General features: G+C 61.7%; 11 protein-coding genes and 1 pseudogene. 7 read left to right on the forward strand and 5 right to left on the reverse strand.

All coding sequences use genetic code 11. The features are described 5' to 3' along the window. Positions 1–500: 500 nt before the first annotated feature. A pseudogene (locus tag EAH68_RS15180) lies at positions 501–865 on the forward strand (type I restriction enzyme endonuclease domain-containing protein); the annotation flags it as partial. A gap of 199 nt (positions 866–1,064) precedes the next feature. Here the strand turns inward: EAH68_RS15180 and EAH68_RS13715 are convergent. From EAH68_RS13715 to EAH68_RS13730, 4 genes are all read right to left on the reverse strand, one after another. Beyond that, on the reverse strand, positions 1,065–1,967 hold the full coding sequence (locus EAH68_RS13715) for a replication protein RepA (protein WP_241228474.1): 903 nt from the start codon (positions 1,965–1,967) through the stop codon (positions 1,065–1,067). A gap of 423 nt (positions 1,968–2,390) precedes the next feature. After that, positions 2,391–2,621, reverse strand: a complete 231-nt coding sequence (locus EAH68_RS13720; RefSeq protein ID WP_126121911.1) for a ribbon-helix-helix protein — start codon at positions 2,619–2,621, stop codon at positions 2,391–2,393. Then, positions 2,618–3,205 (reverse strand): nucleotide-binding protein, encoded by a 588-nt coding sequence (locus EAH68_RS13725; RefSeq protein WP_126121912.1) that lies wholly within the window; start codon positions 3,203–3,205, stop codon positions 2,618–2,620. The genes EAH68_RS13720 and EAH68_RS13725 overlap by 4 nt, the downstream gene beginning before the upstream one ends. Positions 3,206–3,844: 639 nt before the next feature. Beyond that, complete coding sequence (locus EAH68_RS13730; RefSeq protein ID WP_126121913.1) at positions 3,845–4,786, reverse strand: hypothetical protein; 942 nt, start codon at positions 4,784–4,786, stop codon at positions 3,845–3,847. Between the two features lie 281 nt (positions 4,787–5,067). On the opposite strand from EAH68_RS13730, the gene EAH68_RS13735 reads away from it, so the two are divergent. The 3 genes from EAH68_RS13735 (at position 5,068) to EAH68_RS13745 (ending at position 10,117) form a co-directional block, all read left to right on the forward strand. Next, positions 5,068–5,310, forward strand: coding sequence for a helix-turn-helix domain-containing protein (locus EAH68_RS13735; RefSeq protein ID WP_126121914.1), 243 nt, complete (start codon positions 5,068–5,070; stop codon positions 5,308–5,310). 3,389 nt (positions 5,311–8,699) lie between these two features. Next, a complete protein-coding gene (locus EAH68_RS13740; RefSeq protein ID WP_241228475.1) occupies positions 8,700–9,257 on the forward strand; it encodes a hypothetical protein in 558 nt (185 codons plus the stop codon). Between the two features lie 248 nt (positions 9,258–9,505). Then, on the forward strand, positions 9,506–10,117 hold the full coding sequence (locus EAH68_RS13745) for a class I SAM-dependent methyltransferase (protein WP_241228476.1): 612 nt from the start codon (positions 9,506–9,508) through the stop codon (positions 10,115–10,117). A 383-nt stretch (positions 10,118–10,500) separates the two neighbouring features. On the opposite strand, the gene EAH68_RS13750 is transcribed toward EAH68_RS13745, so the two are convergent. After that, complete coding sequence (locus tag EAH68_RS13750) at positions 10,501–11,076, reverse strand: YdhK family protein (protein ID WP_126121915.1); 576 nt, start codon at positions 11,074–11,076, stop codon at positions 10,501–10,503. A gap of 370 nt (positions 11,077–11,446) precedes the next feature. Between EAH68_RS13750 and EAH68_RS13755 the strand changes: the two genes are divergently transcribed. The 3 genes from EAH68_RS13755 to EAH68_RS13765 all read left to right on the forward strand — a co-directional run bounded on the left by EAH68_RS13755 (position 11,447) and on the right by EAH68_RS13765 (position 17,708). After that, positions 11,447–11,857: a four-helix bundle copper-binding protein gene (locus EAH68_RS13755; RefSeq protein ID WP_126121916.1), complete on the forward strand. Its 411-nt coding sequence runs from the start codon at positions 11,447–11,449 to the stop codon at positions 11,855–11,857. 201 nt (positions 11,858–12,058) lie between these two features. Continuing rightward, entirely contained in the window at positions 12,059–14,473 is a 2,415-nt protein-coding gene (locus EAH68_RS13760; protein ID WP_206436425.1) for a phosphoketolase family protein, read from the forward strand. A gap of 76 nt (positions 14,474–14,549) precedes the next feature. Beyond that, on the forward strand, positions 14,550–17,708 hold the full coding sequence (locus EAH68_RS13765) for a beta-phosphoglucomutase family hydrolase (protein WP_241228477.1): 3,159 nt from the start codon (positions 14,550–14,552) through the stop codon (positions 17,706–17,708). Positions 17,709–17,717 lie beyond the last annotated feature (9 nt).

Genomic DNA, 17,717 nt, shown 5'->3' on the forward strand with positions numbered 1-17,717 from the left:
TTGACGCCGCGTAACACGCCACTCTCAAAAACTCAGGCCGATTCAGACGGATAGATGTCGAGCTTGGCTATAGCACGTGCCTGCGTGGTGGCTTGTCGAGCAGCCTCGAGGAGTTGCCCGCTGCTGGTAACTCGAACTTCTCGGCTTATGTGGGTGGAGATCACGCGGAGGTGAGTTGCAGAGTTAGTTGCAGGTTTTAGGGGGCCTACCTGCGGCACAGCACTGGAGTGCAAGAGGTGTGTGTCCTTTCGTGCCCTCGGCACGAAGCTTCGGTCGCATGAGATAGCAGGCGATCAATCACCGAGGACAGGGGGAAGGATGCCGTCGTGCGGGACCGCTCATGTGCAGGCCACTGGGCACGGTGTCGTTGCGCCACAGTGTGGTAGCGAAAACCAGGCCGGTTTGTAGTGATGTAGTGATGTAGTGATATAAGGCTGTAGTGATGTAGGGCTGTAGTGATGTAGGACTGTAGTGATGTAGGTGAGTCTTACAGCGTGTAGGAAGCCAGCCGTGGAAAGCAGTTCACTCCCCCGCTCAAGGAGGATGAACTCGCCTTCTACGACACCTGTGGCGTTTAACGAGTTCGCGATCCAGGACCAGGGACGGGAAGGCTCGCAGAGATCGTTAGGCAGCTGGTGGGGTGCTGTGTTGTGATGTGCCCACGGCCTGGACAGTTCGGGAGGACGGCCCCGCTAAGCTGTGCTCTTCGGTTAAACGACTGCTGATCCTCCACGGCTATTCACCGGATAAGCAACCGGAGGCCATCAAGCTGCTCATCGAGCAGATGGAGACCATGACACAACATGCTGCCTCACATTTTGAGATGCTCGCTCTACAGGTATCAGTACAGGGGAATAGGCCCTAAAGGGCCTATAGGGGGGTGGCCAAAAACCCCTAATGGCCAGCTGTAACCTACCTGACGGCGCTACCGTTTATGCGTAGAGGCGCTACCGTTTATGCGTAGACCCCAGCTCCGAAGAGGCGCTACCGTTTATGCGTAGACCCCAGCTCCGAAGAGGCCCCGCGAACCCTGAACTGGTTCGCGGGGCCTCTTCGGAATGCGGTTAGAAGGGGTTGTCCTCCCCCAATCGGTATCGTTTCTTGATGTCATCTTCCACCTGTCTAGGCACAGACGGATCACCAGGTTTCAACATCAGCCCGTTTAGGGTTGCTTCTACGGAAGCATCTGGCCACGCCTCAACAACCTTCTCTAGGGCGGCGAGCACCTTGATTTTCCAGTTAGATCGACCCCGCATGGTGTTGGGGTAACTGGCGCCGAACTGTCCTCGTAACTGGTCCCAGGTGACGACAGTGATCCCGCGGTGGTACGAGAGCCTGTAGGTGAGCCAACAGTAGAGGTCTATAGCGAGGGGGGATCGTCGGATCTGCCGCAAGATGCCCAGGTCCAGCGGGACTGCTGAGCAGGTGAGTTCACGATAGAACGCTTCCGTCAGTGTCACTGACGAATCCTGCAGACTCAGCTGGTCTGGGCGCCTAGTGTCCCACCACAGCATGGAAGACTCGGCGATCAGGGTGTTGTCGAGTTGGTCAAAAGCGATCTGCTTCCCGTCCCGGTATTCATGCCCTTCGACTTCGATGCTGATCAGCGTGGCGAACAGGGATTTGAGCTGCTTGCGCAGATTAGCAATGTTCCCGTTCTTTCCTCCAGAGGCATTTTTGAGACCGACCTCGCGCATGAACTCCGATAGGGAACCTCCTAGCGGGATGACGCGAGCTTCCTCAACAGGTAGGTCGCGGCGGCGGATAGCTTCTCGGGTGAGCCAGCACATGATGAGCCGCGGATAGACACCGTAAGGCAGGCCGTAGGGAGACATCATCGTCACCTTCATGACCCCGTTCAGGAGGACAATCTTGTCGCCGGCCTTCGAGCTGTGGGGGAACGTCGCTTGGATCAGAGTCCTCGAAGAGAACGCATAGGGATCTAGAAGTCCATCTTCGATTTCCATCAGGCGAGCTTCGAGGGCAGCAACGGGCTCGGGCTTGCCCTTTCTGGTCTCTGACGGACTATAATTTTCCATAAATCCTCACCGCTTCTCTTGGGCGTTTTTGGGGTCATGGCCGGGGCTGTTGGAGCAGCGCCCGGCCTTTCATTTTTACGGTAGCAGTCGACTGTGCACGTCAGCGTCAACCGGCTGAACAACACCGGCAAGATTTATCGATGTATATGCATTCGATGTATATGCATCGATATTTTTCCTTACGAACTGCAGATGCGCTTAGCCTTCTCGAGGCGGCCCTATGGGCGGGCTGGGGACCTCGCTGAAGGGGTCGGTATACAGCCACTCCCCCGCTGGAGGGGGCGAGCCTGCCCCAAGGTGCGGTCGGTAGGGGTTAGGTGTAGCGATGTACATACATCTGATGTATGTACATCATGATTTCTTCTTGTCGAGGTACTCACGGAGGAGGTCTTCGAGGATTTCCTTCATGGATCGTCCCTCGTTCACTGCCTGAATCTTGAGTCGACGGTGAAGATCACTGTTCATCCGGAGGGTGAACATGGTGATGGGCTCCTCGCCATCATGGAAGGCTTCTGTCATGCTGCGGCGCGGAGCTGCCTTGGCTGAGGTTGGCGGCTGGAACTTTGACTTCTTGTCGCTCACTGGAGGGCCTCCAGGATTTCCTGAGCAACATGCTCATACCCTTCGCTCTTGGCGGGGATGGCGCCGAATGAGTCTCGGATACTTTCACGCATCGGGATGTAAACCTCGAAGAGGGGGATTTCCTGGTCCTTGAGGACCGTGGTGACATCTTCGAGGTTGCGGGTGCCAAGACGGGCGGCGGTGATGAGAACGCCGAAGGGAGTTTCGCTCAGGGAGGGGATGGTTTCCCACACGCGGGCAACCTCAATGCTGGATGCCTGGGTGGGAACAATCACGAAGTCTGCTTCCTGAATGGCGGCGTCAATGGAGCGAGCATCCCCCGGTGGAGTGTCGAGGATGACGATCGAATCTTTACCGGCGGCGGCGACCGCACGGGGCAGGCGTTTGAGGTTGGAAACTTCAACTGGGAACGGGAGGGGGGCGCCGGTGGATTCCGCCCGGTCCGCCCAGTCGGAGGCTGAGCCCTGCAGGTCGAGGTCAATGACGGTGACCTCGTGTCCGAGGTCACTGAAAGCTTTGCCCAGATAGATGGCGGTGGTCGTCTTGCCGACGCCCCCCTTGCCGTTGACTACTCCGATAATCATCGGGATACCTTTCCTAGGAGATGCAACATGATGTAAATACATCTTACATCTATAAATCGTGATGTACCGATGTATTTACATTTACCTTGATAAATGGCCTTTTCCTTAGGTGTCTTTGAGGGATTTGGGGGGTGCTTTCCGTCCATGTGTGCTGACTTTGAACTCTCCTTCCTGGCGGCTGCTTTCCAACCTTGGGGTCGCCGGTCCTGGCGGTAGGGGTTAACTACAGCACTACAGCACTACGTCACTACGGGATTGCAGTGCGGGAGCGGCCTGAGCGGCACCCCGCCAGGCAGGGGACGGTGGTTTTATCCCCGACTTCTGAAGTCTCGGGGTGGGGGGGGACCCTGTTCCTCCTCTACTGGCCAGCTGCTCAGGGGTGAGCGGCGGCTGCGTCACCTCAAGACCGGGTGCCAGAGTGCCGGGCTTTCCCCTGGGGTGGGAGCTTCTTTCCGGTCTGGGACGCGGCTGACAGGGGAGAGGGTAAATAAATCTCTACATCGATACATTAAAATTTATCGATGTAGAGATTTGTAGATGTATATCAGCTGTTCGCGCTTAATGTGCCTGAGCTTGGCTTATCTAACCGCTGAAGGGATGAGGCTTCTGCGGGCGCGAGAGGTGCTGCATTGCGGGGATCTACGGGGAAGGGCTCTTTTTCGTGGCGGTGGCGAAGTCGCTGAGCCGTACGGCGTGGACTTTGCGGCGCCCCATGCTGCGCCACCCTGAGTAGTAGCCATCCACACGCCTTTGTCGGCTGGGTTGGCTGGTGCAGCGGGCACCTGGGTCGGCTTGGCATCCTCTGCAGGGCTGTGTATCGACTGCCCGCAGATAGAGTTGCTCGAGCTCGTCTGCTTCCTGTTCGGTGAGGTGTCGGGAGCATGCGGGGCCGCGGGTTTTTCCGGGCCAGGTCACCGCCCGGCTGGCGCATGCTCCTCCGGCCTTGGTGGGCCGGCCGCACAGGATCTTGTTCTCATCGCTGCCTCGGTTGTGTTGTTTCCGGGTTTGTTCTGCGGCGGCGTGCTGATCGGCCTGATCCCTGAAGGGCAGGCTCCTGGAGTCGGCCTGGGAGGCGAGGTCGTACAGGAGCCACATCGGCATGGGGGTTGTCCACGAGGCGACTGTTTTATGGACGAAGTTGACGGCTGCTGCCACGGGCAGATCGTTTTCGATCGCGTCGTAGGCTTCCTGGTACACGTCGATGTCGTGGAGGGCGGATTCCATGGGGTAGCCCATCTGGGTGGCGAATTCCGGCAGCTCCAGATCAGGCGATGACCCCTGGTAGCGTTCCACGGCTTCCTCGAGCTCCAATAGTCCGGTGGCCACCGAGAGGTAGGCCTGGGCGAGGTCGAGGAACTCGGTGGCGCCGCGGGCTCGGGTGAAGGTGGGTTTGCCGTCGTGTTTTTTCTCGCCGATGTAGTCGTCCTGGAGGGTTGTGTCGACGACGCGGCGCATGACGCGTAGGACCAGGAGTTGGTCGATGCCATCGAGTTGTTCGTAGTGGGCTGCCATGCCCGGCATCATCACGCCGGTGCCCTCGGCGAGTTCCCCCAGGGTGAACAGCAGGAGGCGATCGCCCATCTGTTCATAGGGCATCTCCCATCCTCGGTCGTAGAGGGTCTGGGCTAGTTTTCGGTCGTCATAGTCGACGTCTGTGCCTACCAGTTCCCGCAAGCGGGGGGTCTGGGAGATTTCCCGGTACACAGATGCAGCCAAGGGGGGAAGGGAGGCTTGTGGGGTGGTCGTGGTGCGGGGGCTGGAGCGTTTGCGGGTCATGGTTTCCTCCTGGGGAGTGGGACGGTGGCCCCATATGATACTTATAGTCTGTAGACCTTTAGTCATCATCCCGTGATGTTGAAGGGATGGACACAGATGAGAGGCTCCTCCGGGCCTTCGGGCAGCGGCTGCGGGCAGTACGGACAGCGTCGGGGCTGTCCCAGGAGGCCTTGGCTCATGCGGCGGGTCTGCATCGCACGTATGTCAGTTCGGTGGAGCGCGGGGAGCGCAATATCGCTTTGTTGAACATCCTCACGTTGGCCACGGTCCTACAGATCGATGCGGGGGAGCTGGTGGCGGATCTGCGTCGGGCCCCCAACCCGGAATAATCGCAGCTCAGTTCTGGTTTTGGCCGGAAATGTAAGGTGTAGGCTACACCTTACAATCACTGTTTTTCCGCATCTGGGCCCATTCCCGCCGATGTAAGGGGTGTTCAACACCGTGCACTCCACGGATGGGCCCAAGCCCTGCCCGCGCAGCGGTACGCCCCGTGGTGGGGGAGGGGAGCCCCGCGGCGACGGAGCGGCCCCCGCCTGCCGCACCTGCCGACGGCGAAACATCAACGATTTTTCGCCACTCCGCCCACTGTCCCGGAACTGGTGTGTTCCTCGTCTTTTCTCCCCTCGGTGCACGCCTCGTTGCGACTGTCCTGTCATCCTCCTGGGGGTCGGCGCTTATGGCGTCGCCGAGGCCGGAGGAACCGGTCAGTGATCAGGCGAGAGAGGTTCCCCTGGTGGAGACCGCGGAGGAAGCCTTCACGGTTGCTGGCTAGACGGTTGATCCGCAGCTGAGAACTCTTGCCCAGCAGCGGGCAGGAACTCCCCGTATGCCTCACGACGCAAGGCGGGAAATGATGGACGGCGCAGGATGTTCCGCGGGCTTTCCCGTCACCACTCCCAGGGGTTCTGGTCCACAGGGGAGAAGCGGGATCCAGTAGGGGGAGGGAGGCAGTCGGTCGCTCGTGAATGTCCGGGCCACCCCTGTTGGTATTGCGCTGTCGGAAGTGAACTGGCAGACCAGGACGCGGACGGTACGTGATCAGGACTGCTCCGCCGGGCGGGCCCGGTGACGACGGGAAACTCAGTGACGGGCTGCCGGCGGAGTCATGATGACGTCCGTGGGGGAGTGGGCTGCCGGGGGTGGTCTGCGTGGGTGTGGGTGTCCGGTCGCCCGCCCTGGGGGCGTGCGACCTCGGTGGGTGGGGTGGGGGTCGCTTGGGGCTCGCCCTGGGGGCGATCCCTGCGCTTGGGTGGGTGGGTGGTCGGGGCCCCGCCCTTGGGGGCGTGTCCCCTTCGCGTGGGGTGTGCGGGAATCCGCCTGGGGGCGTCTTCCCTCGGCAGGTGGCCCAGGCCTGGCTGGTAGAGGGTGTCGGCAGGGGTGAACCCCCGTTGGTGGCCGCCACTGTCCGTCGGGCAGCGAGGCCGTGATGGAGCGGGGGGAGTGCGCCGCGCGGAGGGTGTCTTCCGGGGTGGGCATTGGGGTGTTCCCCTGGCCCGTGTGGGCATGGCCGGGACAGGCGGGAAACATCGATGGCGGGTGCGCCTTGCGCCGGCTGCCGGGAAGGCCGGTTCCCTAGGTGGCAACGGGGGAGTGGTTACCCACTGGGAATGGGGGAAACAACGGTGCCCGCGATGGATCCACCGGTTCACCACGGGGCACACCTCTGCCCGTTTCCGTCCCTCGCGCTGCCCACCCAGCAGATCTCGAACCAACCTTCGAAGAATACCCCGGAGCTCACCGCGCAGACACCCACTCCCGGGGTGCACACCGCGGCCCGCCACGAAGAAAACTCCAGACCTACAAAAGTGACCCCGACAAGGCCCATTAGGCGGCTCGCCACACCCACCATTACGGGCCCGACAACAGTGACTACCCACTCATGGCGGCGGGTCCGTGCGGACAGGGGATACACCCGTCGACAAGACACGAGGAGACTGGCTGCGCCGACCGTTAGCAACCCGCCGAGTCGTCGGATAAGGGCAGGGCGAAGAGGGGAGCGCCCGGACGGCGGGGAAACCAGCCACGACGAAGTATTCCGAACACGTGCAGGAATCACGACGTGACTGGTCCCAGATGTTAGCTCCACCAAGGGCCTCACTGTGCCTGAACCTCGACGCTAAAGACACCCCCATGCAGACCCGCAGTAAAGCAAGGAACCGTTCGGCGAGTGGGTGGCCAGGAGGAGGGGTGGTCGGACGCTCTATTGGGGGGTCGGGTGGTACAGTTTCGACACTGTTTTCGCTGGTAGTGGCGTTTTAGGGTGGGGTGACTGGCTGTACCAGGGGGTGGTACAGCCGGTGGTACAGTTTCCCGGCCCCGTTATCGCACTCTGAACGCGGCGTTTTTCGGTGGGTAATCCGGGCTCTGTCGGGGCTCTGTCCCGGGTTGTGGGTAGTGCTTTCGAGGCATGCTTTCTGGCAGGGGAGTGATGTTTCGTTGACGGTTCGGTTTTCCCCGCGGCTGACGACGAAGATAACCCCGAACCCAGCAAGACACGCTGGCACGGCTCACCCAGCAGCTCACCACACTCGCCCTCGCAGACCCGGAAACAGCAACCACCGACCCGCGACAGTGGGTCCGTGCGGACACGGCCTACACCCGTCGACGAGGCATGAGGAAACTGGCTGCGTCGACCCTCCCCAGACCGCCGAGCCGGAGTACCGCGGCAGACCACAGGTGGTGCGCCTGGACGCCGGGGAAACCAGCCACGACGAAACAGTGCGAACACGTGCAAAAATCACGACGTGACTGGCCCCAGATGTTAGCTCCACCAAGGGGGCCGCTGTGCCCGGGCGCCGACGGTAAAGACGCCTGCATGCAGACCCGCAGGGACGTAAGAAACCGTTCGGCGCGTGGGAGTCCAAAAGGGGGAGTTGTCGCACGTTTTGAGCGGTCTCCGAAGGTACAGTTTCTCGCCTGTTTTCGCTGGTAGTGGCGTTGTGGTGGGGGGTGACTGGTTGTACCACGCAATGGTACAGTTGTTGGTACAGTTTCCCGGGCCATTTTCCGGCCCCGTTATTGCCCTCTGAACGCGGCGTTTTTCGGTGGGCAATCTGGACTCTGTCGGAGTCCTGTTTCGGGTTGTGGAGAGTGTCTTCCCGGCATGGTTTTTCACGCGGAATGACCTCCCATTTACGGTTCGTTTTTCCCTGGTGTGACGCTTCTTCCCGAGGCCTGAAATCGCGTCATAAACATGGCTGATTTCCCATCAGAAAAAAAGGGCTGCCGAAGTCTGCTGACGGTGGTGATTTCGGGGGCGCACCAACAGGATATTTGGACACAGAGACCGCTGAACGATCGAGAGTCTTCGCTGCAACGAACTGGTGGATAATTTTTGTCCTCCGCTCCCGGGCTTGCTTTCTCAGTTGCGCGGGGAGCGTCACACCTTCCGCCGAGATATGGCGGGAGGAGGAGACGACGGCGGCGTGAGAAAGGATGGCTTCTCTGTTCGAATGGAGACAGCGTGTGTTTTAGTGGGCGGGTAGATTCCCCCACAGGAAAAAGAACAGGGCCGCGCCATCGTTGAGCCGGCCCGGGAGACGGCCCCTGTTCGGACCCTGACGGGGTCCTTGCCTCCCTGCCGAAGTGAATCTGTTGGGCGCGGGCGCCCGGTCTTGATCTCGGAGAGGTTCTCCCGGCCAGTCTGTCGCGGAAAATTCCTTCGTGGCATCCCCCAAGGACCGGTGCCGCTGAGGGTGTCGGACGTAGAGTTGAGAAGGTGAGTTCCCTGCTGCCCGACACCCTGCCACTTCCGGGCCTGCCCCAGCCGATTCGGACGGTCTCCAGGGCAGTGGCCACCAATTCCCGGTTAGCGCTTACCGACCACGCCATTCGTCGCTTCTGGGCTCACGTGGTGCGCGCGGAAGGGGAGGGATGCTGGATCTGGTGTGGGGCCATCTCCAAGCCTGACGGGTACGGCCGATTCACCTGGCAGACCGGAGGAGAACGCCGTACTGTCTCCGCCCACCGGATTGCCCTCATGATCCACCAGGCTGCTGAGCTGCCAGAGGGGATCATCGGGGAGCACGGTTGCTGTGAACCCCTCTGCGTCCGCGTCGACGACAACCACCTGTGGCCGGGCACCCAATCAGAAAACATCAACCACGCCGTGGCACTCGGTCGCCACCGTGGCAACCTCCCCGTCATGGGAAGCCAGCATCGATGGGAACGCTCCGTCCTGGTCCGCGACGCCGTCCGGCAGGGGTGGGATGAACACGCCTATCACCGTGCCTGCCAGAAGCTCGGGTGGGACGAGGGGCAGCTGGCATTGTGGTAGACACGAGGGCAGGAAGCAGCTACCAGACCCGGCCAGGTAGTCAGGGCTGGTAGCTGCTTGTGTTGCGGTCGAAAGGGTTCTGGACCCGCGGTTATCCGCTTGATTGCGGGGCAGCACCGCGAGCCGCTCGAGGTTGCCCACGACACCTAGGGGTGTCTCCATGCTGGAGAACCAGATCAGGCTATAGGGAGGGGCGGCTAGTAGTGCTTTCCGCCCGTCCCGGTAGATACGAGGAAGCTATGCCACGGATGTCGACTACAGAAGCTTTATTCTGCCGCAGTGTCCTGTGGCGTTTTCTGGCCCGGCGGATCGTTTCCTGGTCGACGCAGGGCTGGTCCATCACTGGAGGCGTTCTGGAAATCGGCGGCGGCAGCGGAGCGATGGCTGAAGCAATCATCAAGTCCCACGGTCAGGTGAACCTCACGACGACCGACGTTGATCTTGCCATGGTCCAGGCTGCCCAGCGATCCCTCGCAGGACTCCCCATTGAGACACGTCAGGCCGATGCCACTGCCCTGCCCTTTGCCGACGAATCCTTCGACACGGTGTTGAGCTTTCTCATGCTCCATCACGTGGTCGAATGGGAGCAGGCGGTGGCTGAGGTGGCTCGGGTCCTGCGCCCGGGCGGGTTGTTCGTGGGATACGACTTGCTCTCCTCGCGCGTGGCGAATTGGCTTCACCGGGTCGACGGCTCCCCGCACCGCCTCTTCGAGGCCGCCGCCTTCGAATCCGCCCTGCAACAAGTTGGTCTGGAACCGCTTCGCCTTCGCTCCACGCGCGGGGGCCTGGTCCTGCGGTTCGTAGTGCAGAAGCCGAGTATCGCCGACCACAACCCCGGTAACTCTGGGTACAGTACCTAGCTGTTCCGAGAAGAAGAGATGTAACTAATAAGTCCAGGTCATCAGGGGTAATGATGGCCGGTGCGGGATCTGGTGCGGGGCCATCTCGCCTCCCGATGTCTATGGCTGGCCAGCAAATCAGAGAACATCCGCCCCGCCGTGAAGATCGGCCGCCATCAAGCAAACACCCCCGCCACCGGCAGAGTCACCGGTGGGAACGCTCCCGACTCGTCGGTGACGTCGTCCGCCGGGGAGGCAACGCCCACGCTTACCAGCTGGCCCGGAAGATGCTCACCCACGACAAGAACCACCTCACCCTAGGGGAGAAACCCAAGACACAAACACCCAGGGACCTCAACCAGATAGGTGAGGCCCCTGGGTGCTTATGCTGCGCCTGGTGCGTTTTACTCCGCCGGGGAGATCTCGCTTTCGGTGACCCACTTGTGGTTGGTCATGGTCATCCCGTCGACGGTGAGATCCACCATGTACACCGTCTCATCAGTGGAATAGTCGATGTTGGCCTCCGCCCCATGCATCCCCGTCATGTGCTCGGCGTCGAGGATGACCGCGGCCCCATCGGGCAGCGGAGCCGCACCCGGGTCGACGAGCTCCTCATGGACTACCCACCGGTGATCGGTGACCGGGCCGCCACCGGTGGTGGGGGTGTAGCTGACGGAGTAGGTGGTGGTGTCAAACGCCCCGGAAATCGTCGCAGTGGCCCCCTCCATGCCCGGCATGTGATCGGCGGTGAGGATGACCTCGGTGCCCACCGGGTAGGTCGGATTCTCCTCCGCTACGATCCCTGCCGGGGGTTGCCCACCATCAGCCGGATGGTCATGACCTTCTGCGTCCATGCCAGCCTCCGCGGAGGCCTGGGTGGTCGTGGTCTCGGGTGCGTCGGATGCGGTGTCGTCCGCGCAGGCGGCCAGTACCAGGGTAGAGGTGAGGGTGAGGGCGGCTAGAGCAATGGTGCGTTTCACGATAATGCTTTCTAGGTTTCTTGGTTGGTGCAGAAGCTGAGAGTCAGAAAGGGATGGTGCTGTTCACTAGCGTCGTGGCTTGTCACTCCTCCGGCTCGATAGGTGCCACTGGGGTAAGGCCTGGGGTAGGACAGCGTCCGGCTCTGGGGAGCCTGTGGCCGGCCCACTCGACGCAGCTACTGCCCGGGCACTGGCCACGTTACCCAGGGACTTCCTAGCGGCTTTAAGCCGCGGGGCGGAGAATGGGTTTCTTCATGAAATCTTCATGATTTAACCCCGTGATTCCCACCGGGAGACCCCTAGGGTCGAGAGTGTGGGCTGGTCGGCTCGACCGGCTTTTTTCGGATCGACGCGAGATAGGGAGCACGACATGACTCATCACGTACGCACCATGCTGGATACCCACCCGAAAGACCTGAGCCAGATCGACAAGGATGCCCTGGCCGAATGCATCGCAGCCTGCTTCGAGTGCGCCCAGACCTGCACCGCCTGCGCGGATGCCTGCCTGAGCGAGAACATGGTCGCGGAGCTGACCACCTGCATCCGCCTCAACCTCGACTGCGCTGACATCTGTGAGACCACCGGCCGGGTGCTTTCGCGTCCTGGCGGTTGGGATGTCAACCTCATCCGCTCCCTCCTGGAGGCCTGTCGTACTGCGTGTCAGGCGTGTGGGGAGGAATGCGATCGCCACGCTGAGATGCATGAGCACTGCAAGGTCTGTGCCGAGGCCTGCCGTCGGTGTGAACAGGCCTGCGCGCAGCTGCTCGCCACCCTGAGCTAACCCCCCACCACGACCACGCTCACTATCGCCCCCACCTCCCGATAGGCAGGAGCCTTCGCTCTCCGGGAACGTCGCGAATGAGACGTTGCTCCAGCACTATTGCCCCGCACCTGCGGTTGTGGCCACGAGGTGAGCGCAGTGGTTCAGATCATCGACATTCCGAGGGAAAGCACAGATGAGATGGTAAATAACACTACTGACATGCACTCTGATGGTGGGGGCCTGACACCCACCGAACTCACCCGGCTTCATGCCTGGTGGCGGGCAGCGAACTATCTGTCCGTCGGGCAGATCTACCTGATGGACAATCCCCTGCTGCGCGAACCGTTGCAGCCCGAACACATCAAACCCCGGTTGTTGGGGCACTGGGGCACCACCCCGGGGTTGAACTTCATCTACGCGCATTTAAACCACAGCATCATCAAACGCGATCTCAACATGATCTACGTCATGGGCCCCGGCCACGGTGGACCAGGCCCGGTGGCAGCGGGATGGCTGGAAGGGACGTATAGCCAGACTTATCCGGACGTGAGCCAGGACCTGGCGGGGATGAAACAGTTATTTAAGCAGTTCTCCTTCCCCGGAGGGATTCCCAGCCATGTGGCCCCGGAAACTCCTGGCTCCATTCACGAGGGCGGGGAACTGGGTTACGCCCTCTCCCACGCCTACGGGGCGGCCTTCGACAACCCCGACCTTATTGTCGCGGCCGTGGTGGGCGATGGGGAGGCGGAAACCGGTCCGCTGGCAGCCAGCTGGCACTCCAACAAGTTCATGAATCCGGCACGCGACGGAGCTGTGTTGCCGATCCTGCACCTCAACGGCTACAAGATCGCCAGTCCCACCGTCCTGGCACGGATTGACCATAACGAGTTGGACGACTTGCTGCGCGGTTACGGGCATACGCCCTATTACGTGGAGGGCCACGACCCGGAACAGATGCACCAGGACTTCGCCCGTGCCTTGGATACCTGTCTGGAGGAAATTGCGCAGATCCAGCGTCGTGCCCGCGAGAACGGAGAGACGCACAGGCCCCGCTGGCCGATGATCGTGTTGCGCTCCCCCAAGGGATGGACCGGCCCGGTGGAAGTGGATGGGCAGGACGTGGAAGGGTCCTGGCGCTCCCACCAGGTTCCCTTCAGCGAGGCACGGGAAAACGAGAGCCACCGGCAGATCCTCGAGGACTGGTTACGCAGTTACCGCCCAGAGGAGCTCTTCGACGACTCCGGGAAACCGGTCGAAGAGATCGGCACTCTGCACCCTGTCGGGGACAGACGGATGAGTGCCAACCCTCATGCCAATGGCGGCACGTTATTGCGGGATCTACGGATGCCGGATTTTCGCGATTACGCGGTGCCGGTGGAAGAACCCGGCACCGGTCAGGTCGAGGCAACCCGGGTGCTGGGGCAGATGTTGCGCGACATTATGGCTGCGAATATGGACAATTTTCGGGTCTTCGCCCCGGATGAGAACAACTCTAACCGCCTGACCGCGGTGTTGGAGGCCACGGACCGGGCCTGGAATGCCGGAACAGTCCCCGGGGATGATCATCTGGCCCGTGACGGGCGGGTCATGGAAATCCTGTCCGAGCACACCTGTCAGGGCTGGCTGGAGGGTTACCTGCTCACCGGTCGACACGGATTCTTCTCCTGCTATGAGGCCTTCATCCATATTGTGGACTCCATGTTCAACCAGCACGCCAAGTGGTTGGACACGGCCAACGGTATCCCGTGGCGCAGGCCGGTGGCCTCCCTGAACTATCTGGTGACCTCCCACGTCTGGCGGCAGGACCACAATGGTTTCTCCCATCAGGATCCCGGCTTCATCGATCACGTGCTCAACAAGAAACCCGAGGTCATCCGGGTATACCTACCACCGGATGCGAACACGCTGCTGTCGGTGGCCGACCACTGCCTGCGCAGCCGTCAGTACGTCAATGTCATCGTCGCCGGTAAACAGCCACAACTGCAGTACCTGGACATGGACGATGCCATCGTCCACTGCACCAAGGGCATCGGCATCTGGGACTGGGCCAGCACACACCCGGACGCGGAACCGGACGTCGTGCTGGGTTGCGCCGGAGACGTTCCCACCATGGAGACCCTCGCCGCCGTGGACCTTTTGCGCACCCACTTTCCGGATCTGTCGATCCGGGTGGTCAACGTCGTAGACCTCCTCCGGCTGCAACACGAGTCCGAAGGCCCGCACGGGCTGTCGGACATCGATTTCGACGCGCTGTTCACCACGGACAAGCCAGTGATCTTCGCCTACCACGGTTATCCGTGGTTGATCCACCGGCTCACTTACCGGCGGACCAACCACGGCAACTTCCATGTCCACGGTTTTAGGGAGGAAGGCACTACGACGACACCGTTTGATATGTGCGTGCTCAACCGGATCGACCGGTTCCACCTGGCCATGGCTGTGATTGACAGAGTGCCCCGGCTCAAGGACGTGTCGGCCAGCGCGCGCGAAAAATTCAAGAACGCCTTGATCGAACATCACCAGTACATCCGCACCCACGGCGAAGACATGCCGGGAATCAGCAACTGGCAATGGTCAGCTGTCCCCGGTCCCGACCTTCCCTGTGATCAGGTATCACGGGAGGAACCGGCCTGAGATGACACCGTCACATCCTCCGAAGACCCCACCACCCCTGCCGTCGAATCATCCCACAGCCTTGCCCTATGACGCGGTGCTGTTCGACATGGACGGGGTCGTCACCCGGACTACCAGCGTGCATGCGGCGGCCTGGAAGGAGCTCTTCGACTCCGTCCTGGCCGACCCGAGATCCGGAGTGGGAACAGATACGCCACCGTTCGACGCCGACCGGGACTACCGGCTTTATGTGGACGGACGCAGCCGCGAAGACGGCATCCGCGCCTTTGTGACCTCGCGCGGTATCCGGCTTCCCACCGGCAGCCCGGAGGATGGACCGGAGGCCTGGTCGGTCGCCGGACTGGGTGTGCGCAAAAATGACCTGTTCCTGGCCGCGTTGGCCCGTGATGGTGTCAGTGTGTATCCCGGAGCCGTGGCGCTGCTGGACCGTCTGCGCAGCGGGGGTGTCCCGGTGGGTCTTGTCACGGCCAGCCGCAATGCGCAGGCTCTGTTGGAGGCCGCGGGCCTGGAGTCGGCGTTTGATATGATCATTGACGGTCAGGTGGCCGCGGAGCAGGGTTTGCCCAGCAAGCCGGATCCGGCGATGTTCCTCGAGGCGGCCCGTCGGCTGGGAGTGTCCCCGGAGCGTGCCGTGGTCATCGAGGATGCCGTGTCCGGGGTCAAGGCAGGACGCGGTGGCGGTTTCGGACTGGTGGTGGGCATCGATCACGCCGGGTACCGGGAGCAACTGGAGGCGGCGGGTGCTGATGTCGTCCTGGGTGATGTGGGTCAGTTGGATCTGGGCGCATCGCGCACCGACCCCTGGATGCTGGTCTACGAAGGATTCGACCCGGCCCACGAGGGCCATAGGGAGGCCCTGACCGCCCTGGGTAACGGCTACATGGCCACCCGCGGTGTGCGCCCGGAACGCGGTGACGACGGGATCCACTATCCGGGGACCTACCTCTCGGGTGTCTACAACCGGACGGCCGGCATCATCCACGGCCGCGAAATGGAAGAAGAACACCTGGTCAACGTCCCCAACTGGCTGCCGGTCGATGTTCGCATCGGCGACGGTCCCTGGTGGTCCACCGGAGAGATGCAGGCCTCCGAGGATCACACTGAACTCGATCTGCGTCGCGGGACGCTCACCCGCCGGGTCACCCTCATCGGCCCCGGGGACGCGCAGCTTATCGTGGTGCAGCGGCGGCTAGTCTCGATGGACAACCCCCACCTGGCGGCGCTGGAAACCACGGTGACGGCACACGGGTTCAACGGTACGGTCGGCATCCGGTCCGGAATTGATGCGCAGGTCGCCAACACCAATGTCCGCGACTACATCGGCAGCGGGCAGAGGCACCTGAGCGACGCCGTCTTCACCGACCTAGACGACCACACCGTTCTGTGTGAGGTGAAGACCAACCAGAGCCAGATTCGTATCGCCCTCGCGGTACGCACGCAGTTCCCTGGCCGGGAAGCAACAGCCAGTGACGTCGACGATGGCGGCAGGAGACACCTACGCACCTTTGATGTTCAGCTGGTCGACGGAGAAACCGCCACGATGATGAAAACTGCGGCGGTAGTAACCTCACGGGATGTGGCGATCTCCTCACCGGGAGAGGCAGCGCTCACCGAGCTCTCCCGCCATGTCGGCGACTTCGACACCCTGCTCCACGACCATGAAGCAGCCTGGCGTCGCCTGTGGGATCGCTTCGGGGTCATTTTTGACGGGGACCGCCAGTCCCGGCTGATACTCAACCTGCACGTGTTTCACCTGCTGCAGGCAATATCCGAGCACACCGCGGAGCTGGATGCCGGGGTGCCGGCCCGGGGCCTGCACGGGGAGGGGTACCGCGGGCACATCTTCTGGGATGAACTGTTCGTCCTGCCGGTTATCGGGCTGCGGCTGCCTCAGGTAAGCCAAGCACTTCTGGAGTACCGGTGGCAGCGGCTGGACGCTGCGCGGGCGGCTGCCCGGGCGCAGGATCTCAACGGGGCACTGTTTCCGTGGCAGAGCGGCAGCGACGGGCGGGAGGAGACACCCCAGTGGCTCTACAATCCACGATCCGCCCGGTGGATGCCGGACAACTCCAGCCGGCAGCGCCACGTCGGTCTGGCCATCGCCTACAACGCCTGGCAGTATTTTCAGGCCACCGGTGACCGGGACTGGCTGGCCACCCGCGGAGCGGAACTGATCATCGAGATAACCAGGATGTTCGCCTCCCTGACCACCTATGACGATGCCACCGGAAGATATCACCTCACCGGGGTGATGGGGCCGGACGAATACCACGATGGCTACCCCGATCATCCCGGAGAGGGCCTGACCGATAATGCCTACACCAACATTCTTCTCTCCTGGGTCTGTGAACGGGCGATCGATGCCCTCCGGGAACTGGCCGGCCACCACGAACATGACCTCATCGACCGATTGCAGATCACCCCCGACGAAATCCACCACTGGTCCCAGCTGAGCAGCGCCCTGAACGTCGTGTTCCACGCCGACGGGATCATCAGTCAATTCGACGGGTACGAGGACCTGCTGGAACTGGACTGGTCGCGATACCGGGCAAAGTACGGCAACATCGGTCGGCTCGACCTCATCCTGGAAGCCGAAAAGGACACCACCAATCGATATAAACTGGCCAAACAAGCCGATGTATTGATGCTCATCTATCTGTTGGGGCCAGCCGGTGTCATCAATCAACTCGGCAGGCTCGGTTATTCTTTCTCCGACACTGATCTGAAACGCACCGTGGAGTACTACGTGTCCCGCAGCTCAGAAGGATCCACCCTCAGCCGGGTGGTCCATTCCTCGGTGCTCTCCCGCTTCAACGAAGACCAGGCCTGGGCACTGTTTCGCGAAGCCCTTGTCGCTGACCTGGATGACACCCAGGGGGGAACCACACGCGAAGGAATTCACCTGGGTGCAATGGCAGGCACGGTGGATATCCTCACCCGCTCTTTTGCCGGTCTGCAGACCGAAGCCAACGCCCTCACCTTCGCTCCCCGACTGCCTGCCCACCTGGAAAAAGTGGAGTTCCAGATCCACTACCGCGGGCACCTGATCGATGTTGCCCTGAGCATCGATAGTTTGGTCATCCACCTACACCCCAGTACTGCCCCACCCATCTCCGTCGGGAGCGCGGGAGCGTATGTGGAACTCGCCGGTGGGCAGTCAACAGACCTGTTGGGGATACGACGCGACCCACCGGACATCTCTTCCCCGGGCATAACCAGGGGAGAAGACCCCTGATGTCCGCCA

The sequence above is a fragment of the Corynebacterium hylobatis genome (genome assembly GCF_003955685.1).
GTDB classification, from domain to species: Bacteria; Actinomycetota; Actinomycetes; order Mycobacteriales; family Mycobacteriaceae; genus Corynebacterium; species Corynebacterium hylobatis.